At 74.3% G+C, this 23310-nt stretch carries 25 protein-coding genes; 14 read left to right on the forward strand and 11 right to left on the reverse strand.

What is annotated here, in order from left to right; translation table 11 throughout:
* Positions 1-80: 80 nt before the first annotated feature.
* On the reverse strand, positions 81-278 hold the full coding sequence (locus ACWCYY_RS38995; protein ID WP_345284394.1) for a tautomerase family protein: 198 nt from the start codon (positions 276-278) through the stop codon (positions 81-83).
* A 91-nt stretch (positions 279-369) separates the two neighbouring features.
* Between ACWCYY_RS38995 and ACWCYY_RS39000 the strand changes: the two genes are divergently transcribed.
* The 12 genes from ACWCYY_RS39000 (at position 370) to ACWCYY_RS39055 (ending at position 11245) form a co-directional block, all read left to right on the forward strand.
* The gene (locus tag ACWCYY_RS39000; RefSeq protein WP_449798777.1) at positions 370-1191 is read left to right on the forward strand and encodes an alpha/beta fold hydrolase; all 822 of its coding nucleotides are present in this window, start codon (positions 370-372) and stop codon (positions 1189-1191) included.
* Positions 1191-1763 carry a TetR/AcrR family transcriptional regulator gene (locus ACWCYY_RS39005; protein WP_449798778.1) on the forward strand — a complete coding sequence of 191 codons (573 nt, stop codon included), beginning with the start codon at positions 1191-1193 and terminating at the stop codon, positions 1761-1763. Before ACWCYY_RS39000 ends, ACWCYY_RS39005 begins: the two co-directional genes overlap by 1 nt.
* A gap of 124 nt (positions 1764-1887) precedes the next feature.
* Positions 1888-2094 (forward strand): hypothetical protein, encoded by a 207-nt coding sequence (locus tag ACWCYY_RS39010; protein WP_449798779.1) that lies wholly within the window; start codon positions 1888-1890, stop codon positions 2092-2094.
* A gap of 99 nt (positions 2095-2193) precedes the next feature.
* Positions 2194-3318 carry a PP2C family protein-serine/threonine phosphatase gene (locus ACWCYY_RS39015; protein WP_449798780.1) on the forward strand — a complete coding sequence of 375 codons (1125 nt, stop codon included), beginning with the start codon at positions 2194-2196 and terminating at the stop codon, positions 3316-3318.
* A gap of 224 nt (positions 3319-3542) precedes the next feature.
* Positions 3543-5798 (forward strand): SpoIIE family protein phosphatase, encoded by a 2256-nt coding sequence (locus ACWCYY_RS39020; RefSeq protein WP_449798781.1) that lies wholly within the window; start codon positions 3543-3545, stop codon positions 5796-5798.
* 163 nt (positions 5799-5961) lie between these two features.
* The gene (locus ACWCYY_RS39025; protein WP_345284413.1) at positions 5962-7146 is read left to right on the forward strand and encodes a sensor histidine kinase; all 1185 of its coding nucleotides are present in this window, start codon (positions 5962-5964) and stop codon (positions 7144-7146) included.
* On the forward strand, positions 7130-7543 hold the full coding sequence (locus tag ACWCYY_RS39030) for a roadblock/LC7 domain-containing protein (RefSeq protein WP_345284383.1): 414 nt from the start codon (positions 7130-7132) through the stop codon (positions 7541-7543). Before ACWCYY_RS39025 ends, ACWCYY_RS39030 begins: the two co-directional genes overlap by 17 nt.
* The gene (locus tag ACWCYY_RS39035; protein ID WP_345284381.1) at positions 7540-7881 is read left to right on the forward strand and encodes a DUF742 domain-containing protein; all 342 of its coding nucleotides are present in this window, start codon (positions 7540-7542) and stop codon (positions 7879-7881) included. Before ACWCYY_RS39030 ends, ACWCYY_RS39035 begins: the two co-directional genes overlap by 4 nt.
* Positions 7859-8467 carry a GTP-binding protein gene (locus tag ACWCYY_RS39040; RefSeq protein WP_345284379.1) on the forward strand — a complete coding sequence of 203 codons (609 nt, stop codon included), beginning with the start codon at positions 7859-7861 and terminating at the stop codon, positions 8465-8467. Before ACWCYY_RS39035 ends, ACWCYY_RS39040 begins: the two co-directional genes overlap by 23 nt.
* Entirely contained in the window at positions 8464-9888 is a 1425-nt protein-coding gene (locus ACWCYY_RS39045; RefSeq protein ID WP_449798782.1) for a cytochrome P450, read from the forward strand. Before ACWCYY_RS39040 ends, ACWCYY_RS39045 begins: the two co-directional genes overlap by 4 nt.
* Positions 9852-10961: a cytochrome P450 family protein gene (locus tag ACWCYY_RS39050; protein ID WP_449798783.1), complete on the forward strand. Its 1110-nt coding sequence runs from the start codon at positions 9852-9854 to the stop codon at positions 10959-10961. Before ACWCYY_RS39045 ends, ACWCYY_RS39050 begins: the two co-directional genes overlap by 37 nt.
* Positions 10962-11011: 50 nt before the next feature.
* Positions 11012-11245, forward strand: coding sequence for a hypothetical protein (locus ACWCYY_RS39055; protein WP_449798784.1), 234 nt, complete (start codon positions 11012-11014; stop codon positions 11243-11245).
* 147 nt (positions 11246-11392) lie between these two features.
* Here the strand turns inward: ACWCYY_RS39055 and ACWCYY_RS39060 are convergent, their stop codons facing one another.
* The 3 genes from ACWCYY_RS39060 to ACWCYY_RS39070 all read right to left on the reverse strand — a co-directional run bounded on the left by ACWCYY_RS39060 (position 11393) and on the right by ACWCYY_RS39070 (position 13245).
* Positions 11393-12202 (reverse strand): isocitrate lyase/PEP mutase family protein, encoded by an 810-nt coding sequence (locus tag ACWCYY_RS39060; protein ID WP_345280327.1) that lies wholly within the window; start codon positions 12200-12202, stop codon positions 11393-11395.
* Between the two features lie 97 nt (positions 12203-12299).
* Positions 12300-12641 (reverse strand): DoxX family protein, encoded by a 342-nt coding sequence (locus tag ACWCYY_RS39065; protein ID WP_345280329.1) that lies wholly within the window; start codon positions 12639-12641, stop codon positions 12300-12302.
* A 124-nt stretch (positions 12642-12765) separates the two neighbouring features.
* Complete coding sequence (locus ACWCYY_RS39070) at positions 12766-13245, reverse strand: carboxymuconolactone decarboxylase family protein (RefSeq protein WP_345280331.1); 480 nt, start codon at positions 13243-13245, stop codon at positions 12766-12768.
* Between the two features lie 49 nt (positions 13246-13294).
* Between ACWCYY_RS39070 and pdxR the strand changes: the two genes are divergently transcribed.
* Positions 13295-14731 carry a MocR-like pyridoxine biosynthesis transcription factor PdxR gene (gene pdxR, locus ACWCYY_RS39075; RefSeq protein WP_449798785.1) on the forward strand — a complete coding sequence of 479 codons (1437 nt, stop codon included), beginning with the start codon at positions 13295-13297 and terminating at the stop codon, positions 14729-14731.
* Positions 14732-14738: 7 nt separating this feature from the next.
* Here the strand turns inward: pdxR and ACWCYY_RS39080 are convergent, their stop codons facing one another.
* The 6 genes from ACWCYY_RS39080 to ACWCYY_RS39105 all read right to left on the reverse strand — a co-directional run bounded on the left by ACWCYY_RS39080 (position 14739) and on the right by ACWCYY_RS39105 (position 21539).
* On the reverse strand, positions 14739-14876 hold the full coding sequence (locus ACWCYY_RS39080) for a DUF6126 family protein (RefSeq protein WP_345280334.1): 138 nt from the start codon (positions 14874-14876) through the stop codon (positions 14739-14741).
* A 13-nt stretch (positions 14877-14889) separates the two neighbouring features.
* A complete protein-coding gene (locus ACWCYY_RS39085) occupies positions 14890-15477 on the reverse strand; it encodes a helix-turn-helix domain-containing protein (protein WP_345280336.1) in 588 nt (195 codons plus the stop codon).
* Positions 15478-15721: 244 nt separating this feature from the next.
* Entirely contained in the window at positions 15722-17458 is a 1737-nt protein-coding gene (locus tag ACWCYY_RS39090) for a pyruvate dehydrogenase (RefSeq protein ID WP_449798786.1), read from the reverse strand.
* Between the two features lie 43 nt (positions 17459-17501).
* Positions 17502-19910: a glycoside hydrolase family 65 protein gene (locus ACWCYY_RS39095; protein ID WP_449798787.1), complete on the reverse strand. Its 2409-nt coding sequence runs from the start codon at positions 19908-19910 to the stop codon at positions 17502-17504.
* Complete coding sequence (locus ACWCYY_RS39100) at positions 19907-20662, reverse strand: HAD family hydrolase (RefSeq protein WP_345280342.1); 756 nt, start codon at positions 20660-20662, stop codon at positions 19907-19909. The genes ACWCYY_RS39095 and ACWCYY_RS39100 overlap by 4 nt, the downstream gene beginning before the upstream one ends.
* Positions 20663-20756: 94 nt before the next feature.
* A complete protein-coding gene (locus ACWCYY_RS39105) occupies positions 20757-21539 on the reverse strand; it encodes a VOC family protein (RefSeq protein WP_345280344.1) in 783 nt (260 codons plus the stop codon).
* Between the two features lie 196 nt (positions 21540-21735).
* On the opposite strand from ACWCYY_RS39105, the gene ACWCYY_RS39110 reads away from it, so the two are divergent.
* Positions 21736-22434 (forward strand): VC0807 family protein, encoded by a 699-nt coding sequence (locus ACWCYY_RS39110; RefSeq protein WP_449798788.1) that lies wholly within the window; start codon positions 21736-21738, stop codon positions 22432-22434.
* Positions 22435-22525: 91 nt separating this feature from the next.
* Here the strand turns inward: ACWCYY_RS39110 and ACWCYY_RS39115 are convergent, their stop codons facing one another.
* Entirely contained in the window at positions 22526-23287 is a 762-nt protein-coding gene (locus ACWCYY_RS39115; RefSeq protein WP_345280349.1) for an SDR family NAD(P)-dependent oxidoreductase, read from the reverse strand.
* Positions 23288-23310: the final 23 nt, after the last annotated feature.

Here is a 23310-nt window from a genome sequence, read left to right on the forward strand (position 1 = left end):
CGGCCAGCACCCGGGCGTCGTCGAGCGCGTTGTGGGCCTGGCGCTGCTGGACGTCGAAGTGGCCCCCGCCTGACCGGCCGTCAGCCCTTGGCGCGCTTGGCCGCGAAGGTCTCGCCGCCCGAGGACCAGTTCTCGGCCGGGACCTCCTCGATCGCCACCCAGATGTTCTCCGGACTCACGCCGGTGATCCGGGCGTAGGTCGCGGTGAGCTCGCGGGCGATCTCCGCCCGCTGCTCCTCGCTCCGGCCGGACAGCTGCTTGACGTTGATGAACGGCATGACGCCCCTTCCGCATTCGGACTTCTCCGGTCCGCACGCTAGCACCGCCGCACCCGTTGACGGCTAAGGCTATTAGCCTTAGCTTTGAGGCATGACGACGCTTTCGCACCCCGAGACCCGGTACCTCGACCTCCCCGGCGGCCGGCTGGCCTACGACGACACTCCGGGCACCGGCCTGCCGGTGGTCCTGCTCCCCGGCATGCTCGACTCCCGCACGGTCTACCGGTACCTGCGCCCGCTGCTGGCCGCGGCCGGCCACCGGGTGATCACCCTCGACCTGCGCGGCTTCGGCGAGTCCTCGGTCGACTGGGACGACTACTCCCCCGCCGCCCTGGCCGGCAACGTGCTGGCCCTGCTCGACCACCTCGGGGTCGAGCGCGCCGCGCTGGCCGGGAACTCCTACACCGGCGCCACCGTGGTCAGGGCCGCCGCCGACGCCCCGGAGCGGATCGCCGGGATCGCCCTGATCGACGCCTTCGTGGAGAACCTGCCGCCGACGGCCGCCCAGCGCGCCCTGCTCAAGGCCCTGGGCCTGGCCCTGGTGCACGTCCCCGCCTTCTGGGGCCTCTACCTGGACAAGGCCTACCCGGGCGCCAAGCCCGCCGACTTCGCCGCGTACAAGGCGGCCTCGGTCGCCGCCCTGCGCACCCCCGGCCGCAAGAAGGCCACCCGGGGCTACGTCACCGGCGACTCCTCCCCCGTGGGCTGGACGGCGGGGGTCCGCTGCCCCGCACTGGTCCTGATGGGCGGCCAGGACCCGGACTTCCCGGACCCGGAGGCGGTGGCCGACCGCCAGACGGCGGCCCTGACGGCCCGTAAGGTGATGATCGACGGTGCCGGGCACTACCCGATGGCGGAGTACCCGCAGGCCACCGCCGACGCCCTGCTCCCCTTCCTGCACGAGGTTCGCTGATGCCCAGGGTCGGACTCACCCCCGCCGGCGTGGTGGACCACGCCGTGGAGCTGATCGACGCTCAGGGGCCCGACGCCCTCACCCTCGCTTCGGTCGCCGCCCGCGCGGGCGTCGCCACCCCCTCGCTCTACAAGCACGTCCCCGGCGGCCTGGCCGAGCTGCGCCGGCTGATCGCCGTCCGGGTCACCGAGGAGCTGGCCGAGCGGCTGGCCGCGGCGGTCCGGGGGCTCGGCCGGGACTCGGCCGCCACCGCGCTGCTCGGCGCCTACCTCGACTACGCCGACCGGTACCCGCGCCGCTACGCCGCCCTCCCCCAGGCCCCCCAGGACGACCCCGAACTGACCGCCGCGGCCGCCCGCCTGGTCGGCGTGATCCTCACCGTCCTGGACGGCTACGGGCTGACCGGCGAGGAGGCGGTGCACGCCGCCCGCGCGGTCCGTTCGACGGCCCACGGCTTCGCCTCGCTGGCCGCCGCCGGGGCGTTCCGGCTGAGCGCCGAACTGACGGTGACTCGGGAGCGGCTGATCGGGGTAGTGGTCGAGGGGCTGCGGAACTGGCCGACGGGGGGTTAGATACCAGTTCACGGGAACGGTATCCGTTCGGGTGGTTTTCGATACCGAACCGTCGCCGAGGCCGGGTGACACTGACAGCCTTCCGGTACGTACCCGTACCGACACCAGTCCGAAGGACGTGCGCATGACGCAGACCACGCCCGCCGCCCGGCCCGCCACCGGGCTGGTCCCGGCGCAGCGCACCCCCCTCGCCGGCTCCGGCCGCACCCCGGCCGCCGCGCCCGCCGTCTCCATCGGGCGCCGCCTGCTGGCCATCGCGCTCGGCATCCGCTCGCTGCGCAGCGTCCCGGCCCGCCGGCAGGAGTCCTACGGCGAGTGCGACGGGCAGTAGTCCGGCCGCCGGTAGGCCCGTTGGCCCAGGCCGGCGGGTGCCGCACGGGGTTCCTGCCTAGAGTGGCCTGACGGAAGGTCAGCCACCGGCGGAGGTCAGGTGCCCGCAGTCACCACGCTCGGACGCCGGCTCGCGGACCGGCTGCGGCGCGGGCCCGGCGGACGCTGGGCCAGCCAGCTCCTGGACGGGGACCCGTCCGCCGAGAAGGCCGCGCTCGGCCTGCTCTCGGTGCTCGCCCTGCTGCTCGCCCTGCTGGCCGTGGTCTTCCCGACCGGCTGCCCGCCGTCCGCCCTGGTGCTGCCGGTGATCCTCGGCGGCTTCCTGCTCCACACCCGGCGTCAGCTGGCCCTGCTGGTCCCGGTCGCGCTCGGCCTGGGCGCCTGCTTCCTCTGGCGCGAACCGCTCGGCCTCACCCCCGGCTCCACCTGGGTGGTGATCGTCTCCGCGCTGACCGTGCTGCTGACCTCGCGTCACCGCAGCCGGCTCGGACTCCGCGGCACCCGGGGCGACGCCATGCTGCTCGAACTCTCCGAGCGGACCACCGCGCTCGGGCGCCTCCCCGGCCGGCTGCTCGACTGGCGCTTCCACCAGGCGCTGGCGCCGGTCTCCGGCACCTTCTTCTCCGGGGACTTCCTGCTCGCCTCGCACCGGCCGGAGCAGGACCTGCTGGAGGTGGTGCTGGTGGACGTCTCCGGCAAGGGCAGCCGGGCCGCCGCGCGGTCGATGCACCTCTCCGGGGCCTTCGCGATGCTGCTCGGCTCGGTGCCGCCGGAGGCCTTCCTGCCCACCGCCAACGACTACCTCGCCCGGCTCGACTGGGAGGAGGAGTTCGCCACCGCCGTCCACCTGGCCCTGCACCCCTCGCACGGCGGCTACCGCCTCTTCAACGCCGGCCACCCGCCCGCCGCCCACTACCACCGGGCGAACGGCGGCAGCTGGCTGCTCGCCACCGACGGCGGGCCCGCGCTGGGCATCCTGGCCGGGTCGCGGTACCCGCCCGTGCACGGCCAGCTCGACCACGGCGATTCGCTGCTGCTCTACAGCGACGGCCTGGTCGAGGTCCCCGGCGAGGACATCGACGACGGGATCGGGCGGATGCTCGCCACCGCCGCCCCGCTGCTCCGCTCCGCGGTGGGCGACCCCGCCACCGCCCTCCTCGACGCCGTGGCCCCGGACGTCGCCGACGACCGCACCGTGGTCGTCGTCCACCGCCGCCTCGGCTGACGGGAGCGGCTACGCCGCCAGGGGCGCGAGGAACTGCGCGCGGGGGAACGGCACCACGTGCAACTGGCTCGCCTGCCCCGATCGAGCGCTGGGCCGCCTTCCGGACTCGCGCAGTTCCCCGCGCCCCTGGTGCAACCACCGTCGACGCGGCGCAGCCGCCGAAACCCGGCGCGCGCAAATAGGATGGGCGCACTACCCCGCGTGCGGAAGGGCCGGAGTCTGCGATGGACCTGACCGAGCCGTGGCTGGCCTCCGAGGAGGGGGCGGCCCGTACCCAGGGGCCGCGGACGGTGATGCGCTGCGTGCGGCTGCTGCTGCGGGCGCACGGGGCGGCCGAGCTGCTCGGGACGATCCTGTCGGAGGGCCCGGGGTGGATCACGGGCGAGGGGTCCGCGCTGTACCTGACGGACGGCGAGGGGATGCTGCGGCTGGCGGCCTCGCACGGCCTGCCGGAGTGGGCGCACGAGCGGTACGGCCTGGTGGACCCGGCCTCGGAGCTGCCCGCCGCGCTGGCGCTGAAGCGCCGGGAGCCGGTGCTGCTGAGCCCGGAGCAGACCGGTGCGGACTATCCGGGCACGCACGCCGGCCGGGGCACCGGCCTGGTGGCGCTCGCGGTGCTGCCGCTGGTGGTGGACGGGGTGGCGATCGGTTCGCTGGCGCTGTCGCTGGCCCACCGGGGCACGGTGCCGCGCCGGGACGTGGACGTGCTGGAGACCCTCGCGGAGGCGGTCGCGCACCGGCTGTCGCACCTGATCGACCACGTGCAGGCGGCCGACCGCATACCGCCGGGGGTGCGGGCCGGGACGGCGGCGGCCGGGCGGCCGCTGCTGGCGCTGGCGGCCCGGGCGGCCGGGGCGGGCGCGTTCGAGCGGGACCTGGTGACGGGCGAGACCAGTTGGGACGCCCGGGCGTACCGGCTGTTCGGGCTGGAACCGCCGCCGGAGGCGGACACCGCGCCGGCGCCGGACATCACCGGGCTGGTGCACCCGGAGGACCTGCCGGACCTGCAGGCGGCGATGGCGGAGGCGCTCTCCTCGGGCGGCCCGTACCGCTTCGCGTACCGGGTGGTGCGGGCGGACGGGGAGCTGACGCACGTCCGGGAGGACGGCGAGGTGATGCTGGACGTGCACGGGCGGCCGGTGCGGGTGGCGGGGCTGTTGACGGACCGTCAGCGGGTGGCGGCGGCTCCGCCCGCGCAGCCGCACGGGTCACAGCCGTGCGGGTCACAGCCGTACGGGGAGGGGTCGGCCGGGGCGGCGGCGCGTTCGGCGCTGCTGCTGGCGCTGACCAGGACGCTCTCCCGGGCGGTGACGGTGCGGGACGTGACCACGGCGATGACGGACATCGCCCGGCCGGCGCTGGGCGCCTCGGGGCTGGTGCTGGACCTGGTGGACGAGGGCCGCTTACTGCCGATCTCGCACGAGGTCTTCGGCGGGCCGTACCGGAGCGAGCTGAGCCGGCTGCACGACCTCTCGGCGGGGGTGATGCAGTCCTCGCTGACCCGGTCGGTGCCGCTGTTCAGCGAGCCGGGCGGTGCGCGGCCGCAGGGGCCGCTGACTCCGGCGGCCTGGGCGGTGCTGCCGCTGGTGGCCTCCGGGCGGCAGGTCGGCTCCTGCCTGATCACCTTCGCCACCGAGCGGGTGTTCGGCCGGGAGGACCGGACGATGTACTCGGCCTTCGCCGGGATCCTGGCGCAGTCGCTGGAGCGGGCCCGGCTGTACGACACCCACCACCACCGGGCGACCGAGCTGCAGCGGGCGATGCTGCCGCGCAGCCTGCCGCGGGTGCGCGGGGTGGTGGCGGCGGCGCGGTACCTGCCGAGCACCGAGGGGATGCAGATCGGCGGGGACTGGTACGACCTGCTGCCGCTGCCGGACGGCCGGGTGGGCGTGGTGATCGGCGACGTGCAGGGGCACAACGCCGAGGCCACCGCGGTGATGGGGCAGCTGCGCAGCGGGCTGCGGGCGTACGCGACCGACGGGCACGATCCGGCGGCGACGCTGGCCCGGACCAGCCGGCTGCTGGCCGAGCTGGACACCGACCTGTTCGCCACCTGCCTGTACCTGGTGCTGGATCCGGCCACCGGGGAGCTGACCGGTGCGCGGGCCGGGCACACCTCGCCGGTGCGGGTGTCGGGGCACCGGGCCGTGGAGCTGGAGCTGCCGGGCGGGCCGCCGCTGGGCGTGGAGCCCGGCGCCGCCTACCCGTTGACGACGGGTCGGCTCGGGGTGGGCGACACCCTGCTGGTGTACACGGACGGCCTGGTCGAGGACCGGGCGGAGGACTACGACCACTCGGTGCGGCGGATGCTGGGTGGGCTGGAGCTCTGGAGCCGGCGCACCGGCGGGCCGACCAGGGCCACCCCGCAGGCGGGGCTGGAGCGGATGGCGGACCTGCTCACGCTGAACGTGACCGAACGGCGTTCGCGGCCGGACGACGTGGCCCTGCTGCTCCTGCACCGGGTCCCCGTACTCGACTGAAATTACCTGTGGGTACCGAAAATTGACGGTGTACCGCCGCCGACCTGCACGGATGCGTCAGAGCTGGTCGGCGGCGTCCCACCATCCGGTCCGATGAGGTCACTGAACGTCAGATCCGTTCATCCGCCCGTAGGATGACCACCCTAGAATTCGCCGCGTGACGATGACTCAGTGGATCGCGGCGGCCCTCGGAGCCGTCGCCGTCCTCGCCCTCCTGACCGCCGCCCGGTACCGCGCGGTCGGCCGGACGCTGCGCACCGCGCTGGACCGGCAGGAGCGCGAGAACGCCGAACTCCACGAGCGGGCACGGGCGGAGGCCGCCCGGCGGACCTCCGAGACGGCCGCCGTCCAGCGCGAGCAGGAGCTCAACGCCAACACCCAGCGCGCCTTCCTGAGCGTCGCCCGCCGCATCCTGGTGATGGCGCACGACCAGCAGGCCGGGCTGGACGAGATGGAACGCAACCACGACGACCCGGAGTTGCTGGAGGGCCTGCTGCGGGCCGACCACGCGGCGGCCCAACAGGCCCGGCTGGCCCAGACCCTGGCGGTGCTCTGCGGCGCCCGGGCCGGGCGGCACTGGCCGGAGCCGGTGGCGCTGGAGGACGTGGTGCGCGGCGCCCAGTCGCGGATCCTGCCGTTCCAGCGGGTGGTGGTGAGCAGCCGGATCGAGACCGCGGTGATCGGCGCGGCCGCCGAGGCGCTGATCCACGCGGTGGCCGAGCTGCTGGACAACGCGACCAGGTACTCGCCGCCCAGCACCCAGGTCTTCGTCACCCTGATGCCGGTGCACAACGGCGCCGTGATCGAGATCGACGACGGCGGCGTCGGGATGGCCGAGCACGCCGTCGAGAAGGCCGCCGCCGCGCTGGCCGGAGGCTCCACCCTGGAGCTCTCCCGGCTGGGCGAGGTACCGCAGTTGGGCCTGGCGGCGGTCGGCCGGCTGGCCGAGCAGTACGGCTTCCGGGTCACCCTCAGCTCGGCGCCCTCCCCGTACGGCGGGGTCCGGGTGGTGGTGCTGCTGCCGACCGCGCTGCTCACCGAACCGCTGCCCACGCCCCTGCCGCACCAGACCAGGGCCGTGCTTCCCGAGCCGGTGGAACCCCCGCCGGTCTCCGGCAGCAGCCTTCCCCGCCGCACCAACCGGCGCGGCGACTCCGCTCCCAGGAGCGGCACCACCGGCGGCACCCCCGTGCCGCCGCGCTCCGCCCGGGAGGCCCGGGCCTTCATGTCGCTCTTCCAGGCGGGCACCGCCAGCGGCCGCTCGGCGGCCGGACGACAGCAGGACGGCTTCTCCCACTCCCCTGAACTTCCCCAGCGCCCCGGAGACTTCCATGACCCCCAATCCTGACCTCGGCTGGCTGCTCGCCGACATCGTCAACGTGCCCGAGGTCCAGCACGCCATCGTGGTGTCCAACGACGGCCTGGAGATCGGCCGCAGCGAGCGGATCCACCGCGACGACGCCGAGCGGCTGGCCGCCGCCTGCTCCGGCCTGCAGTCGCTGGCCCGGGGCGTGGCGCAGGGCTTCGGCGGCCCGCAGAGCTCGACCCGGCAGATCGTGGTCGAGTACGGCGGCGGCTACCTCTTCGTGGTGGCGGCCGGGGCCGGGGCGCACCTCGCGGTGGTGACCGGCGAGGCGGTGGACGCCGGGCTGGTGGCGTACCAGATGCAGGTGCTGGTGGAGCGGATCGGGGCCCACCTGACCAGCCCGCCCCGGGTGGAGCAGGCGGCCGGGAGCACCCGGTGAGTGCCGGCGGCCCGGTCCGGCCGTACGTGATCACCGGCGGTCGGAGCCGGCCGAGCCGGAACACGCTCGCGCTGGAGAGCCTGGTCGCCGCCACCGGCACCGAGCCCGCCCCCGGCCTGAACCGTGAGCAACTGCGGATCCTCACGCTCTGCCGGGAGCTGCTCTCGGTGGCCGAGATCGCCGCCCACCTGCGGCTGCCGCTGGGCGTTGTCCGGGTGCTGATCGGCGACCTCTGGGACGCCGGAGCCGTCCACGTCCGTCCCCCCGTGCCGCAGGCCGACCTGCTGCCCACCGCCCTCTTGGAGGAGGTGCTCGTTGGCCTCCGCCAACTCCGTTGAGCCACACCCGTCCTACCTGCCGGACACCGTCCAGGGAGCCGTGAAGATCCTGGTCACCGGCCCGTTCGGGGTCGGCAAGACCACTCTGGTCGGCTCGCTCAGCGAGATCGACCCGCTGCGCACCGAGGAGACCATGACCGCCGCCGGGGCGGACGTGGACGACCTGACGGGCCGTCCGGAGAAGACCACCACCACGGTGGCGCTGGACTTCGGCCGGATCACCCTCAACTCCCGGCTGGCGCTCTACCTGTTCGGCACCCCGGGGCAGCAGCGGTTCTGGCCGCTCTGGGAGGACCTCTCGCGCGGGGCGCTGGGCGCCATCGCACTGGTGGACGCGCGCCGGATCGAGGAGAGCTTCGACGTGCTGGGACAGCTGGAACAGCAGCGGATCCCCTTCGCCGTGGCCGTCAACACCTTCCCGGATTCCCCGAGTTACCCCGAGGAGGAGCTCCGGGCGGCGCTCGACCTGCTGCCCGAGGTGCCGATCCTGCACTGCGACGCCCGGGACCGCCGGGCCTCCTACGACGTCCTGATCGACTTCGTGGACCACCTCCACTCGACCGCCGTTCTGGAGCTCCAGCCATGACCACCCCCAAGCCGGACGCGGCGGCCTCGCCGCCGCCCGGCTGCCCCGCGCACCAAGCCCCCTCGGTCACCGGCCTGTACGGCGCCGCCGTGGCCGACGACCCGCACGGCCTGTACGCCCGGCTGCGCGCGCAGTACGGCCCGGTGGCCCCGATCGAGCTGGAGCCGGGGGTGGAGGCCTGGCTGGTGCTCGGCTACCCCGAGCTGCTCGAACTGACCCGCAACGAGCAGCTGTTCTCCAAGGACTCGCGCCGCTGGCGGGTGCCGGCCGAGGGGCGGCTGCGCGCCGACTCCCGGCTGCTGCCGATGACCTCCTGGCGTCCGACGCTGCTCAACCTGGACGGTGCCGAGCACGCCCGGCTGCGCGCGGCGGTGTCGGACACCCTGGCCCAGGTCGACCACCGGCAGCTGCGGCAGGCGACCGAGGCGGCCGCCGACACCCTGATCGACGGCTGGGGCCCGGACGGCACCGCCGACCTGATCGCCCAGTACGCGCGCCGGCTGCCGCTGATGGTCTTCACCCAGCTGATCGGCCTGCCGGCCGAGGCCGGGCCGCACATCGTCGAGCTGATCAGCCACTTCGTGGACAGCAGCGACAAGTCGGTGCGGGCCAACGCCGAGTTCCAGGCGATCCTGCTGGACCTGGTCCGCAGCCGGCGCCAGGCCCCGGCCGCCGACCTGACCTCCTGGCTGCTGGCGCACCCCGCCGGGCTCTCCGACGAGGAGGCGGTGCACCACCTGGTGGTGCTGATGGTGGCGGGCAACGAGACCACCATCAACTGGACCGGCAACACGCTGCGCCTGCTGCTCACCGACCGCCGGTTCCGGGCCACCCTGACCGGTGGCCGCCTCACCGTCTCGGACGCCCTGGAGGAGGTGCTCTGGCGCGACCCTCCGACCCAGAACTTCCCCGGCCGGTGGGCGACTTCGGACACCGTACTGGGCGGCCAGTACATCTCGGCGGGCGACATGCTGGTGCTCGGCCTGGCCGCCGCCAACGCCGACCCGGCGGTGCAGCAGCCCTCCGGCGAGGGGCTCGGCGGCAACCGGGCGCACCTGGCCTGGGGCGCCGGCCGGCACGTCTGCCCGGCCCAGCACCCGGCCCGGATGATCGTGGAGACCGCCGTGGAGACCCTGCTCCACCGGCTGCCCGACCTCCAACTGGCCGTCCCCGCCCACGAGCTGGCCTGGCGGCCGTCCCCCTGGTCGCGCGCCCTGGTCGCCCTGCCGGTGCTCTACAGCGCCTTCACTCCCCCGCGCACTCCCCCCGTCGAAAGGCCCGCATGGACTCCGCCCTCGCCCCCCAGCCCGTCCGCCTCGACCCCTTCGGAGCCGACCAGCACACCGAGAACGCCGGGCTCCGGGCGGCCGGGCCTGCGGTCCTGGTGGAACTCCCTGGCGGGGTGGTGGTCTGGGCGGTAACCCACCACGACACCCTCCAGGCGCTGCTGAACGACCCCCGGGTGGGCAAGAACCCGCAGCTGTGGACCACCTTCCGGGAGGGCCGGCTGCCCGAGGGCTGGCCGCTGATGAACTTCGTCACCGTGCCCGGCATGGTGACCGCCGACGGTGCGGACCACCGGCGGCTGCGCGGACTGGTCACCCAGGCCTTCACCCCGCGCCGGACAGCCGAGCTGGCCCCGGCCATCGAGGCCCGGGCCACCGCCCTGCTGGACGGGGTCGCCCTGCTGGAGGGCGACTTCGACCTGCGCGAGCACTTCGCCTACCCGCTGCCGATGCAGGTGATCGGCGAGCTGCTGGGCCTGCCGCCGAAGCAGCAGGACGAGCTGCACGAGCTCTCCAACACCCTGGTCAGCAGCTCCGCCACGCCGGGGGCCGCGGTGGCCGCGCAGCAGGGCCTGTTCGCCCTGCTCGGCGGGCTGGCGGCGGCCAAGCGGGCGGAGCCGGGCGACGACCTGACCACCGACCTGATCGCCGCCCGGGAGGCCGACGACCGGCTGACCGAGATGGAGCTGGTCGGCACCCTGCTGCTGATGCTGGTGGCCGGACACGAGACCACGCTCAACCTGATCACCAACGCGGTCCGTGCCCTGCTGGCCCACCCGGACCAGCTGGCCGCGGTGCTGGACGGCACGTACAGCTGGGCCGCGGTGGTCGAGGAGACCCTGCGCTACGACTCCCCGGTCGGCCAGTTCCCGCTGCGCTACGCCGCGGAGGACATCCAGGTCGGCGAGGTGACCATCCGTCAGGGCGAGGCGCTGCTGGCCTCGTACGCGGCGGCGGGCCGGGACTCCGGGCACTTCCCGGACGCGGACCGCTTCGACCTGGGCCGGGCCCCGGTCAAGCACCTCTCGCTCGGCCACGGCCCGCACTTCTGCCTGGGCGCGGGCCTCGCCCGGCTGGAGGCGGAGACCGCGCTGCGGCTGCTCTTCACCCGCTTCCCCGGGCTGCGGCTCGCGGACGGTCCGGCGCCGGAGCCGATCGCCTCGTTCGTCAGCAACAGCGTGAAGACCCTGTTGGTCCGTCAGGGCTGATCCGGGCCCGCACCGGTGACCGCCGGGGCGGCCCGGTCGTTGGACCGGCCATGCGTAAGATCACGGCGCTCGCCGCCCTCACCATGGCCGGTCTCTCCCTCGCCGCCCCTGCCGCCCACGCCGGCAGCAACATGGGCGGGAAGCTCGACTCCGTCAAGTCGGCCTCGGCCTCCACCTCGGCGTCCGAGACCTGCGTCCAGCAGATCGGCGGCATCCCGCTGCTCGGCAAGAACGCCTCCGCCGCCGCCCCGCTCTGCAGCGCGGGCACGGCCGTGCCGAAGTAGGCAACCGGCAAGCGCCCCGCCGGGGCCGGAGGCCCCGGCATGACCACTTACCAGGCCGCCTTCCGTACCCGCGCCCACGCGGCGGAGCCGCGGATCAGCGGAGCCTCGCGCCCCCGAAGGCGTAGCCACCACCCCGATCGGGCGGTCTCAGTCGAACAGGGCGTTCAACTCGCCGTACTCCAGGCCGCCTTCGAGGGCCTGGTAGGTCCCGTGGGCGTACAGCTCCTCGGCGGCACGGCGGGCGGCGGCGTAGGCGGCCTTGGCCAGGCCGGGGCCCAGGCTGATCCGGGCCACGCCGAGCTTCGCCAGCTCGGCCACCGCGGGGGCGCCGGGGCCCGCCATCACGTTCAGCGGCACCCCGGGGAGCGCGGCCAGCAGCTCGGCGATCACCGCCGGGTCGCCCGCGCCGGGCACGAAGATCCCGCTGGCCCCCGCCGCCAGGTAGGCCCGGGCCCGCTCCACCGTCTCGGTGACGTCCCGGTCGCCCTGGACGAAGACGTCGGTGCGGGCGTTGACGTACAGCCGCACGCCCGCCGCCTCGGCCGCTGCCCGGGCCGCCGCGATCCGCTCGGCCGCCTCGGCGACCGGGCGCAGGCCGTCCTCCAGGTTCACGCCGACGGCGCCGAGCGCGAGCAGTTCGGTGACGGCCCGGCCGACCCCGGCGGCGTCGGGCGCCAGCCCGTCCTCCAGGTCGGCCGTCACCGGTACCTCCACCGCCCGGACCACCAGGGCGGTCTGGGCCAGTGCCCCGGCCAGGTCGAGGCCGCCGCCGTCCGGCACGCCCCTGGTCCAGGAGACGCTGGCGCTCGCGGTGGCCACGGCGGGAGCGCCGGCCGCCTCCACCAGGCGGGCGGTCGCGGCGTCCCACACGTTGGCCAGTACCAGGGGATCGCCCGGGGTGTGCAGGGCGTGCAGGAGTTCGGCCTTGGCCCGCTGGTCGTTCTGAGTCGTCGTCATGTCCTTCACCATCTCAGCTCCGTGCGGGGCCGACCGGCGGTTTCCGGTACCCGACCCCGGCTCGTCGGACCCGACTCGCCGGACCCGGTCGGCCGGCTCAGGCGGCGAGCACCAGAGCGGCCACCACCGGGGCGGCGTAGACCATCGGGAACGGGACGTGCCCCCAGGCCCGGGCCCGCAGCACGGTGACCACCGCGCCGCCGTAGTAGGCCACCAGGCCGATCCCGGCGGCCAGGCCGAGCGGCTCCACCGCCAGGCCGACCAGCAGGCCGAGCGCGCCGGCCGCCTTGGCCGCGCCCAGCAGGTTCCACCAGCCCTTCGGCACGCCGTACTGCTCCAGCGGCTGGACCACCCAGACCTGGCGCGACAGCAGCGCGTAGGCCGAGAAGCCCGACATCAGGGCGGCGATCACGGTGACGACGGTGGTGGTGACGTTCATCGATGGGCTCCTCGTTCGGGATGGGGAGCCGGGGCGGTTGCTCGCCGCTCCGGCCGCTCTCACCCCACCGACACGGCCCGCGGCCCGGATGTGACGGCCGCTCGGAAGATTCTTTCCGGAGACCTCAGCTCCGCTTCGGCGCGGGGCTCATCCGCGCGGTGACGCCGATCCGGTTCCAGGCGTTGATCGCGATGATCACGGTCACCAGCTGGGCCAGCGCGGCCGGCTCGAAGTGCTTCTCCGCCTCCTGGTACACCTCGTCCGGCACCGGCCCGTCGGCGATCCGGGTGACCGCCTCGGTCAGCGCCAGCGCGGCCCGCTCGGCCGCGGTGAAGTAGGGCGTCTCCTGCCAGACCGGCAGCGCGTACAGCCGGTGCTCCTGCTCGCCGCCGTGCCGGGCGTCGGTGGCGTGCATGTCCACGCAGTAGGCGCAGCCGTTGATCTGCGAGGCCCGGGTGCGGACCAGCTCGGCCAGCGCCGGGTCCACCAGGGTCCGCGACTCCCGGTCCATCCCGATCATCGCCCGGTACCAGTCCGGTGCCAGCTCCGGCATCGAGAAGCGCTGCTCGGGGGCGGTCACGTAGTCGTTCTCTCCGTTGCTCATGCCTCGACCGTAGGTGCGCGGCGGCCCGCTCCCGTGGTTCATTGACGCCATGGAATCGTGGGCCACTTTCGGCGGAGACCTGCACCTCGACCTGACGGCGGGCCGGGCCCGGGGCCTCGGCCTGCGGGCCGCCCTGGAGGAGGCGGTCCGGGAGGCCTCCCGGAGCGGCCGCCTGCCCGCCGGCACCCGGCTGCCCTCCTCCCGGGCGCTGGCCACCGACCTCGGCATCGCCCGCAACACCGTGGCCGAGGCCTACGCCCAGCTCACCGCCGAGGGCTGGCTGACCGCCCGTCAGGGCTCCGGCACCGTGGTCGCCGACCGGGGCGGCGCCCCGGCGGTGGCCCCGCCCAGCACCCCGCCGCGCGTCCCGGCGGCCCGCTACGACCTGATGCCCGGCCGCCCCGACCTCAGCCTCTTCCCCCGCTCCGCCTGGCTGGCGGCCGGCCGCCGCGCGCTGGCCACCGCCCCGCACGAGGCCTTCAGCTACACCGACCCGCGCGGCCGGATCGAACTGCGCCGAGCCCTGGCCGACTACCTGGCCCGCGCCCGGGGCGTGCGCACCGACCCCGAGCGCATCCTGGTCTGCGCCGGCTACCAGCAGGGCCTCGGCCTGCTCTGCCGCGCGCTCGGCGAGCGCGGCGCGCGGTCGGTGGCGGTGGAGGAGTACGGGCTGCCGCCGCAGCAGGAGGTGATCACCGCCACCGGTCTGCGGACCGTCTCCGTCCCGCTGGACGCCGGCGGCGCCCGCACCGACCTGCTCGGCGGGCTGACCGCCGGGGCCGGGACGGGCGCGGTGGTGCTCACCGCCGCCCACCAGTACCCGACCGGCGTGCCGCTGCGTCCCGCCCGGCGGGCGGCCGCGGTGGCCTGGGCCCGGGAGAGCGGCGGCTTCGTGATCGAGGACGACTACGACGGGGAGTTCCGCTACGACCGCCAACCGGTCGGGGCCCTCCAGGCACTGGACCCCGAGCGGGTGGTGTACGCGGGCACCGCCAGCAAGAGCCTGGCCCCCGGCCTGCGGCTGGGGTGGCTGGCACTGCCGGCCGAACTGGTCGAACCGGTGGTCCGGCAGAAGGAGTTGGCGGACGGTCAGTCAGGGGTGACGGACCAGCTGACACTGGCCGAGCTGATCGTCTCCGGCGGCTTCGACCGGCACGTCCGGCGCTGCCGCCTGCACTACCGGCGGCGGCGCGACCGGCTGGTGGCCGCCCTGGCGGAGCGGGCCCCCGAGGTGGAGGTGACGGGGATCGCGGCCGGGCTGCACGCGGTGCTGCGGCTTCCGGCCGGTTCGTTGAGCGACGCCGAACTGCTGCGCCACGCCGGGTGGTCGGGGCTGTCGTTGAACACGTTGAGCGGGTGCCGGACGCCGTCGGCCGGGCCTGCGCCGGCCGGGACGAGGTCGGGGTTGGTGATCGGGTACGCGACCCCGCCGGAGCACGCCTTCCCGGGGGCGCTGGACGCGCTGTGCACGCTGGCGCGGCTGTGAGGGGGCGTCAGTTGTTGCGCGAGCCGATCTCGAAGAGCAGCGCGAGGAAGCCCAGGAAGGCGTGCGTGGCGACCATGTAGATGAACACCCGCCAGAGCACGCGGCGGTCGAAGCGGCGGCCGGGGACGAGGCTGGACTTGGCCATGGTGGTGCCCCTTTCAGTGGGGAGCGGGCAGGCAGAGGCTGCTGCCCGGACTCTGCAACAGGGTGTGCAGGAAGAGGAGTTCGACGCCGGCCGGGGAGTCGGCGGCGATGCAGTGCGGGGTGAGCGAGTCGAAGTGCGCGGAGTCGCCCGGCTCCAGCAGGTGGTCCTGGTCGGCCAGGGTCAGCCGGAGCCGTCCCTTCACCACCCAGAGCCACTCCTCCCCCGGGTGGACCCTCACGACGGCGTCCTGGACGTCCGGCGGCACCTGGACGTGCAGCGCCTGCATCGCCCTTCCGGGCGCACCCGCCCGCCGGTACCCCCAGCCGCCCGTCCGCCCCGGCTCGATCACTCCGCCCCGGATCACCGGCTCCGGCTCGCCCTGCTGCTCGCCGAGCAGGCCCGACACGGTGGTCCCGTACTCCCGGGCCAGCCCGAGCAGCGCCGGGAGGGAGGGCTGCCGCTGTCCGGTCTCCAGCCTCGACAGGTAGGCTGGCGAGAGCCCGACCCGGGCGGCTGCGGCCTCCAGGGTGAGGCGTGCGGCGGAGCGGTGCTCCCGCAGCCGGGCCCCGAGGCCGTCCACCTCGAACTGGTCCGCGTTCATGGACCCAGTCCACCGCTTCCCTGCCCTCCGGGCAAGCTTTTTGCCTGTGAGGCAAGGTGGCCGTCTCGCAGGACGCGGCAGAACGTGATGCCAGGGGCGCGAGGCTCTGCTGATCTGCGGCTCCGCCGCGGGGCGCGCGGGGGAACGGCACCACGTGCAACTGGCTGACGTGCCCCGACCTCACGCTGGGCCGCCTTCCGTACTCGCGCAGTTCCTCGCGCCCCCAGCGGCGTAGCCACGTACCTCATGGCCTCGGGATGTTGCGGAGGTTGCTCCTCGCGAGGTCGATCATGCGGCCGACGCCTCCGGAGAGGACGGTCCTGCCGGCGGCCAGGGCGAAGCCCTTGAGTTGGGCGGCGGTGATGTGGGGCGGGATGGAGAGGGCGTTGGGGTCGGTGACGACGTCGACCAGGACGGGGCCGGGGCGGGAGAGGGCTTCGGCGAGGACCTCGCGGACCTTCGCCGGGTCGGTGACCCGCATCGCCTGGAGGCCGACCGCGCGGGCGAGCGCCGCGTAGTCCACGTCGCCGTTGTCGGTCTCGGTCTCGGGGTAGCCGCTGACCAGCATCTCCAGCTTGATCATGCCGAGCGCCCCGTTGTTGAACACCACCGTCTTCACCGGCAGCCAGTACTTCGCCAGCGTCAGCAGCTCGCCGAGCAGCATGCCGATCCCGCCGTCCCCCGACATCGAGACCACCTGCCGCCCCGGGGCGGCCAGTTGGGCCCCGATCGCGTGCGGCAGGGCGTTGGCCATCGAGCCGTGCAGGAAGGACCCGATCACCCGGCGCCGTCCGTTCGGGCTCAGGTACCGCGCGGCCCAGACGTTGTTCATGCCGGTGTCCACGGTGAACACGGCGTCCTCGTCGGCGAGTTCGTCCAGCACCGAGGCGACGTACTCCGGGTGGATCGGCACGTGCTTCTCGATCTTCTTCGTGTAGGCGCCGACCACCTCCTCCAGCGCCTTGCAGTGCCGGTCGAGCAGGTCGTCCAGGAAGGCCCGGTCGGTCTTCTGCTCCAGCAGCGGCAGCACCGCCCGCAGGGTGGCCGCCACGTCGCCGTGCACCGCCAGCTCCAGCGGTGTGCGGCGCCCGAGCCGGGTCGCGTCGTGGTCGACCTGGATGGTGTCGCGCCCCGGCAGGAAGGAGTCGTAGGGGAAGTCGGTGCCGAGCAGCAGCACCAGGTCGGCCTCGTGCAGGGCCTGGTGGCAGGCGCCGTAGCCGAGCAGGCCGCTCATGCCGACGTCGTACGGGTTGTCGTACTGGATCCACTCCTTGCCGCGCAGCGAGTGCCCGACCGGGGCCAGCACCCGCCCGGCCAGCTCCATCACCTCGGCGTGCGCGTCCCGCACCCCCGCGCCGGCGAACACCGCGACCTTCTCGGCCGCGTTCAGCCTCCGTGCCAGCTCCTGCACCTGGGACCAGGGCGGGGCCGCCACCGCCCGTTCGGTCAGGTAGTGGCCGGTGCCGGTCGGGTGGGCGGCGGGGAGGGCGGCCACGTCGCCGGGGAAGACCAGCACCGCGACGCCGGGCGAGCCGAGGGCGTGCTGGATGCCGATCCGGAGCAGCCGGGGCAGCTGGGCCGGGGTGGAGACGGTCTCGCACCAGCTGCTGCAGTCGGTGAACACCCGCTCCGGGTGGGTCTCCTGGAAGAAGCCGGTGCCGATCTGCGAGGACGGGATGTGCGAGGCCAGCGCCAGCACCGGCAGCCCGCTGCGCTGGGCGTCGTAGAGGCCCTGGATGAGGTGGGTGTTGCCGGGCCCGCAGGAGCCCGCGCAGACCGCCAGACGCCCCGTCAGTTCGGCCTCCCCGGCGGCCGCGAAGGCCCCGGCCTCCTCGTTGCGGACGTGCACCCACTCGATGCCCTCCGTCCGCCGGATCGCGTCCACCACCGGGTTGAGGCTGTCGCCCACCACCCCGTAGACCCGCTCCACCCCGGCCTCCCGGAGCACCTCCACCATCTGCTCGGCCACGCTGCTGCCCACAGGGCCTCCCGCTCTCGTCGGACGGTACGTCAGGGTCGTGCGGCTACTCGGCCGCGAGGTGGGTGGAGGGCTCGACGCCGCTGCCGACGGCCGGGCCGGGGGTCTGCTGGCGGCGGGCGGGTTCGCGGCCGGGGGGCTGGGCGCAGCGCTCCACCGGGGCGGGGGCGGCCATCGGGCGGGAGGCGGGGCGGCCGGCTTCGACGTGCAGGGGTTCGCCCTCGTGCAGGACGGTCATCGGGTTGCCCCGGCGCAGGGTGTAGGTGGTGCGGGTGTGGGTGATCTCGACGTGCAGCAGGTTGCCCCGGACCACCAGGGCGAAGGCCAGCCGGCGCAGGCCGGCGGGCAGCCGGGGGCGGAAGGAGAGGTGCTCGGCGTGGTCCCGCAGGCCGCCGAAGCCGGCCACCAGGGCCAGGCAGGCGCCGGCCAGCGAGGCCATGTGCAGGCCGTCCTTGGTGTTGCCGCCGAGGTCGTGGAGGTCCATCAGGGCGGCCTCGGCGGTGTAGTCGTAGGCCAGGTCGAGCTGGCCCACCTCGGCCGCGATGACCGCCTGGGTGCAGGCGGAGAGCGAGGAGTCCCGGACGGTCAGGCGCTCGTAGTAGGCGAAGTTGCGGGCCTTCTGCTCGTCGGTGAAGGCGTCCCCGCGCACCTGCATGGCCAGCACCAGGTCGGCCTGCTTGACCACCTGCTTGCGGTACAGGTCGAAGTACGGGTAGTGCAGCAGCAGCGGGTACTTCTCCGGCGGGGTGGCGTCGAAGTCCCAGAACTGGTGGTCGGTGAAGCCGTCGGCCTGCGGGTGCACGCCGAGCTTCTCGTCGTAGGGGACGTACATGGCCCGGGCGGCGTCCCGCCAGGCGGCGGTCTCCTCGGTGCCGACGCCGAGGGCGGCGGCCTCCACCTGGTGACGGGCGGCGGCCTCGGCGGCGGCGCGCAGGTTGGTCTGCGCCATCAGGTTGGTGAAGACGTTGTTGTCGGCCACCGCGCTGTACTCGTCGGGCCCGGTGACGCCCTCGATCCGGAACCGGCCGGCCGCGTCGTGGTGCCCGAGCGAGCGCCACATCCGGGCCGTCTCCACCAACAGCTCCAGCCCGTGGGTGCGTTCGAACTCCACGTCCCCGGTGGCCCGCACGTAGCGGGCCACCGCGACGGCGATGTCGGCGCCGATGTGGAAGGCGGCGGTACCGGCCGGCCAGTAGCCGGAGCACTCCTCGCCGCGGATCGTCCGCCAGGGGAACACCGCGCCGGCCAGGCCGAGTTGGGCCGCCCGGTCGCGGGCCAGCGGCAGGGTGGTGTGCCGCCAGCGCAGGGCCTGCTTGACCGCCTCGGGCAGGCAGTAGGTGAGCACCGGGAGCACGAAGGTCTCGGTGTCCCAGAAGCTGTGCCCGTCGTAGCCCGGGCCGGTCAACCCCTTGGCGGGGATGGCCCGTTCCTCGCTCCGGGCGCCGGCCTGGAGGACGTGGAAGAGGGCGAACCGGACGGCCTGCTGGAGCTCGACGTCGCCCTCGATCTGGACGTCGCTGGTCTCCCAGAACTCCCGCAGGTAGTCCCGCTGTTCGGCCACCAGCCCGTTCCAGCCGGTGTACCGCGCGGCGGTCAGCGCGGCCTCCACCTGGTCCCGGACGGCGGGCAGCGAACGGGTCGCCGACCAGCCGTAGGCGGTGAACTTGGTGAGCCGCAGCTCCTCGCCGGGCTTGAGCACGGTGGTGACGCTGATCCGGGCCTGGTTCTCGTCGCTCTCCCCGGTGACGTTGAAGCCCTCCGGGCCCTCGATCACGTGGTCCATGCCGACCGCCACCCGCTGGCCGCTGTGCCGGGTGCGGTGCACCAGCACCGCCTTGGTGCCGGCCGCCGAGGAGGCCTCGGCCAGCAGCGGGGCCTCCAGCACGGCGGCGGCCCTCGGGTCGGCCTCCTGGCCGCCGGGCAGCTGCTCGTTGGCCACCAGCTCGGACTGCAGCACGATCCGCACCGGACCGTCCACCGCCGTCACCCGGTAGTCCACCGAGGCGACGGCCCGCTGGGTGAGCGAGACCAGCCGGGTGGAGACCACCTTGACGGTCCGTCCAGCCGGGGAGGTCCACTCCGCCTCGCGCCGCAGCAGGCCGTCCCGGAAGTCCAACCGCCGCTGGTGACTGCGGAGTTCGCCGTAGCGCAGATCGAAGGGCTCGTCGTCCACCAGCAGTCGGATGATCTTCCCGTTGGTGACGTTGATGACGCTCTGACCGGACTCGGGGTAGCCGTAGCCGCCCTCCGCGTACGGCAGCGGGCGCAGCTCGAAGACCCCGTTCAGGTACGTGCCCGGCAGGCCGTGCGGCTCGCCCTCGTCGAGGTTGGCCCGCAGGCCGATGTGGCCGTTGGAGAGCGCGAAGACCGACTCGGAGCGGGCCATCGCGGCCAGGTCGAGGCCGGTCTCCAGCACGCCCCAGGGGTCGACGGTGAAGCTGCCGTGCGCGGTCATCCGCGGTCCTCCTGCGTCGGGATCAGCTCGGCCAGGTCGTCCACCACCAGGTCGGCGCCGTGCTCGCGCAGCGCCTCGGCCTGCCCCGTGCGGTTCACCCCGACCACGGTGCCGAAACCTCCGGCCCGGCCGGCCGCGACCCCGGCCAGCGCGTCCTCGAAGACGGCGGCCCGGGCCGGCTCGGTGCCCAGCGCCTTCGCGGCGGCCAGGTAGGTGTCCGGGGCCGGCTTGCCGGGCAGGTGGTCCCGCTGCGCCACCAGGCCGTCCACCACCACGTCGAAGAGCCCGTCGATGCCGGCCGCGCGCAGCACGTCCCGGCAGTTGGCGCTGGAGGAGACCACGGCCCGGGGCAGGCCGAGCGCGGCCAGCCGGTGCAGGTACTCCACCGACCCCGGGTAGGGCTGCACGCCCTGCTCCTCGATCAGCCGCAGCACGGTCTCGTTCTTGGCGTTGCCGAGCCCGGCCACGCTGCGGGTGCCGGGCGGGTCGTCCGGGGCGCCCTCGGGAAGGGTGATGCCGCGGGCGGCCAGGAAGGTGCGGGTGCCGTCGAGTCTGGGGCGGCCGTCCACGTAGGTGTCGTAGTCGGCGACCGGGTCGAAGGGCACGAAGGCTCCGCCGGTGCGGTCGGCCTCCTCGCGCAGGAAGGCGTCGAACATGTCCTTCCAGGCGGCCGCGTGCACCTTGGCCGTCTGCGTCAACACGCCGTCGAGGTCGAACAGGAACGCGTGGATGTGGTCCGGAAGCCCCAGCATGGCCTTCAGTCTGGCCCGAACGGCACGGAGAACCGCCCATTCGCGGCGTTTCTGGCGCGTCGCGAACGGGCGGCTCCGGCCGCCTGGCGGTCCGTCACATCGGATTGGGCTTCAGCAGGGCGAACACCGCGCCGTCCCGGTCCTGGACCAGGGCGTTGCGCCCCCACGGGTAGTCGGTGGGCGGCTCCAGCACGGTGCCGCCGGCCTTGACCAGGGCGTCCACGGTGGAGTCGGTGTCGTCCACGCCGAAGTAGGTGCGCCAGTGCGGCGGGGTGCCGGGCGGGTCGCCCTCCAGGGTGGTGACGCCGCCGCTGCTCTTGCCGTTCACGTTGAAGGACAGGTACTCGGGCATCTGCTCCATCGGCGCGATCTGCACCCCGAAGACCGCGTTGTAGAACACGCCGGCCGCGTCCGGCGCGGGCGTGCGCAGCTCGTTCCAGACCACCGCCCCCGCCTCGCCCCAGACCCCCGCACCCGGGAACTCCAGCGGCTGCCAGACCCCGAACACCGCGCCGGTCGGGTCGGCGGCCACCAGCATCCGGCCGATGGTGCCGACGTCCATCACCGGGAACAGCACCGTCCCGCCGTTGTCGCCGATCGCGGTCAGCGTGGCGTCCGCGTCGTCGGTCGCCAGGTACGTGGTCCAGTTCGGCGGCACCGCCGGCTGACCCGGTTCCGTCGGCACCGGCCCCATCACCCCGGCCACCGGACGGCCGTTCAGGTCACAGACCGCGTACCCGCCGAACTCCGGCGGCCCGACCTGCCCCTGCCACCCGAGCAGGTCCCGGTAGAAGTCCAGCGCCGCCTGCTGGTCCTTCGAGGTCAGGTCCACCCAACAGGGCGTCCCGACCGCATACGGTCCCGTCACCTCGACCATCCGCACATCTCCTTCCGCCAGAGCCGACCCCCGCGCCCCACCCTCACCGCCCGGTGGTGGTCCCGCCACCGGAGCGCGGCCGGGGCGTGACAACCGTCATGCGGTTTCGGCAACGGGTGGCACTGCATCAGGGGGCCTGGTCGGCGGGAGTCTTGAGGGGTCGGAGAACGGCGGGGACGGACAACGGGGAGCGGTCATGGCGGTCATCGAGGGCACGGCGGTCCAGCGGGCGGAGCAGGGGCGGGGCGGGGACGCGTGGGCGGGGTTGAAGCCGCTGGCGGTGGACGTGGCGGTGCCGTTGGGGGCGTACTACCTGGCGCACTCGGTGCTGGGGATGGGGTTGGTGGCCTCGCTGGCGGTGGCGAGTGCGGTGCCGGTGGTGCGGACGGTGGCGGGGCTGATGCGGGAGCGGCGGGTGAACGCGCTCGCGGCGGTGATGCTGGTGGTCAACGTGGCCGGGATCGGACTGTCGCTGGTCGCGGGGGACGCCCGGTTGATGCTGGTCAAGGACGCGCTGTTGAGCAGCGTGATCGGCGGCTCGATGATCGTCACCGCGCTGCTCGGGCGGCCGCTGATGACGGCGGGGATGAAGCCCTTCGTGGTGAAGGGGCGGGCCGGGCGGGAGGCGGCCTGGGGGCGGCTGATGGCCGGCTCGGCGGAGTTCCGCCGGAACGAGCGGAACTTCTCGCTGGCCTGGGGGTCGGTGCTGGTCGCGGAGTGCGCGGTCAAGGCGGTCTGCGCGTACGTGCTGCCGGTGGAGACCATGGTGTGGCTGGGCACGGTGATGCTGGTGGCGGCGATCGTGGTGGGCTGCGTGGTCGGAAACCGCTTCGCGGAGCGGATGGCCGGGCAGGTGATCGCCGAGGTGGAGCGCTCCGCGGCCGAGCGGGGCTGAGAACGGGACAGGGCGCAGGGGTGGCGGCAAGGCGGGTCCGGGCCGCCCACGGGGGTGGTGGTCCGGGCCCGCCCAGCGGTGTGACGCGGCGTCAGGCGGTGGCGCCGCCGTCGATCACGTGGTCGTGGCCGACCACGAAGCTGGACTCCTCGGAGGCCAGCCAGAGCACCGCCTTGGCGATCTCCGCCGGGTCGGCGACCCGGCCCAGCGGGACGGTCGGGCCGAGGCGGGCGTCGCGCTGCTCACGGGTCTCGCCCGGCAGGTAGGACATCGGGGTGTCGATCGGGCCGGGGCTGATCGAGTTGATCCGGACGCCATGCGGGATCGCCTCCAGCGCGGCGGTCTTGGTCAGGTAGGAGACGCCGGCCTTGGAGGTCGAGTACGCCGCCATGTTGGCCAGCCGCCAGTGGGCGCCGAGGTTGGAGGCGGTGTTGACGATGGTGCCGCCGCCGTGGGCGCTCATGTGGGCGATCTGGTGCTTGAGGGCGAAGAACACGCCGGTCAGGTTGACCGCGATGGAGTCGTGCCAGGCCTGCTCGTCGTGCTCGGCGACGGGGGTGCCGCCGCGGAGGATGCCGGCGTTGTTGAAGGCCACGTGCAGGCCGCCGTGGGTCTCGACGGCGTGCCGCACCGCGTTGGCCAGCGAGGCGGAGTCGGCGACGTCGACCAGCACGCCGCCGGCCTTCCCGCCCTCCTCCTCGATCAGCTTCACGGTCTCGTCGACGCCGTCCTCGTTGCGGTCGGCCACCACCACGGTGGCGCCCTCCCTGGCGAAGGCGAGGGCGGTAGTGCGGCCGACGACTCCGGCGGCACCGGTGACCAGGACGACCTTGTCGGTGAAGCGGGCGGACATGAGAACTCCTAGGTTTCGCAGAT

This window comes from Kitasatospora sp. NPDC001664, assembly GCF_053596675.1.

Coding starts and splice junctions, on each gene's coding strand:
- ACWCYY_RS38995 (WP_345284394.1), bottom strand. CDS start 278: ATGCCGTTCATCAACGTCAAGCAGCTGTCCGGCCGGAGCGAGGAGCAG.
- ACWCYY_RS39000 (WP_449798777.1), top strand. CDS start 370: ATGACGACGCTTTCGCACCCCGAGACCCGGTACCTCGACCTCCCCGGC.
- ACWCYY_RS39005 (WP_449798778.1), top strand. CDS start 1,191: ATGCCCAGGGTCGGACTCACCCCCGCCGGCGTGGTGGACCACGCCGTG.
- ACWCYY_RS39010 (WP_449798779.1), top strand. CDS start 1,888: ATGACGCAGACCACGCCCGCCGCCCGGCCCGCCACCGGGCTGGTCCCG.
- ACWCYY_RS39020 (WP_449798781.1), top strand. CDS start 3,543: ATGGACCTGACCGAGCCGTGGCTGGCCTCCGAGGAGGGGGCGGCCCGT.
- ACWCYY_RS39025 (WP_345284413.1), top strand. CDS start 5,962: ATGACTCAGTGGATCGCGGCGGCCCTCGGAGCCGTCGCCGTCCTCGCC.
- ACWCYY_RS39030 (WP_345284383.1), top strand. CDS start 7,130: ATGACCCCCAATCCTGACCTCGGCTGGCTGCTCGCCGACATCGTCAAC.
- ACWCYY_RS39045 (WP_449798782.1), top strand. CDS start 8,464: ATGACCACCCCCAAGCCGGACGCGGCGGCCTCGCCGCCGCCCGGCTGC.
- ACWCYY_RS39055 (WP_449798784.1), top strand. CDS start 11,012: ATGCGTAAGATCACGGCGCTCGCCGCCCTCACCATGGCCGGTCTCTCC.
- ACWCYY_RS39060 (WP_345280327.1), bottom strand. CDS start 12,202: ATGACGACGACTCAGAACGACCAGCGGGCCAAGGCCGAACTCCTGCAC.
- ACWCYY_RS39065 (WP_345280329.1), bottom strand. CDS start 12,641: ATGAACGTCACCACCACCGTCGTCACCGTGATCGCCGCCCTGATGTCG.
- ACWCYY_RS39070 (WP_345280331.1), bottom strand. CDS start 13,245: ATGAGCAACGGAGAGAACGACTACGTGACCGCCCCCGAGCAGCGCTTC.
- pdxR (WP_449798785.1), top strand. CDS start 13,295: ATGGAATCGTGGGCCACTTTCGGCGGAGACCTGCACCTCGACCTGACG.
- ACWCYY_RS39080 (WP_345280334.1), bottom strand. CDS start 14,876: ATGGCCAAGTCCAGCCTCGTCCCCGGCCGCCGCTTCGACCGCCGCGTG.
- ACWCYY_RS39085 (WP_345280336.1), bottom strand. CDS start 15,477: ATGAACGCGGACCAGTTCGAGGTGGACGGCCTCGGGGCCCGGCTGCGG.
- ACWCYY_RS39095 (WP_449798787.1), bottom strand. CDS start 19,910: ATGACCGCGCACGGCAGCTTCACCGTCGACCCCTGGGGCGTGCTGGAG.
- ACWCYY_RS39100 (WP_345280342.1), bottom strand. CDS start 20,662: ATGCTGGGGCTTCCGGACCACATCCACGCGTTCCTGTTCGACCTCGAC.
- ACWCYY_RS39105 (WP_345280344.1), bottom strand. CDS start 21,539: ATGGTCGAGGTGACGGGACCGTATGCGGTCGGGACGCCCTGTTGGGTG.
- ACWCYY_RS39110 (WP_449798788.1), top strand. CDS start 21,736: ATGGCGGTCATCGAGGGCACGGCGGTCCAGCGGGCGGAGCAGGGGCGG.
- ACWCYY_RS39115 (WP_345280349.1), bottom strand. CDS start 23,287: ATGTCCGCCCGCTTCACCGACAAGGTCGTCCTGGTCACCGGTGCCGCC.